The sequence below is a fragment of the Streptomyces sp. SID3343 genome, from assembly GCF_009865215.1.
Taxonomy (GTDB): domain Bacteria; phylum Actinomycetota; class Actinomycetes; order Streptomycetales; family Streptomycetaceae; genus Embleya.
The window spans coordinates 1-516 of the sequence record NZ_WWJX01000084.1 but is presented as its reverse complement, the minus strand read 5'-3'; the positions used below and the strand labels follow the sequence as shown (position 1 = coordinate 516).

The window sequence follows — 516 nt, the reverse complement described above, 5'->3', positions numbered from 1 at the left end:
GGGTTTTGGCGCAGTCCGATCCGCGGGCCGTGGCTCACGGCCGTTTTGGGCCTGGTCCTGTTGTTCGGCATCACCACGTTGGTCGTCACCGGTGCGCTGTCCTACGCGGCCTACGACCCGGACCTGGATCCCGTCAACGACCTGACGCCCGATCACGACCTGCTGGGCTTCTACCTGTTCACGTGGCCGACCCACCCGTACTGGCTCTACCGGTTGACCCAGGGCGTGCACGTCACCCTGGGTGTCGTGCTCGTCCCGGTCCTGTTGGCCAAGCTGTGGTCCGTCCTGCCGAGGCTGTTCGCCTGGCCGCCGACGCGCAGCCCCGCCCAGGCGTTGGAGCGCGTGTCGTTGCTGCTTCTGGTCGGCGGGGTGATCTTCGAGTTCGTCACCGGGCTGATGAACATCCAGCTGTGGTACGCGTTCCCGGGCTCGTTCTATCGGCTTCACCTGTACGGCGCTTGGGTGTTCGTCGGCGCGTTCGTCGTCCACGTCGCCCTCAAGACGCCCGTCATGGTG

General features: G+C 66.5%; 1 pseudogene. It reads left to right on the top strand.

Annotated features, from left to right (window positions below):
- Positions 1 to 516, top strand: a pseudogene (locus GT354_RS02790) (hypothetical protein); the annotation flags it as partial.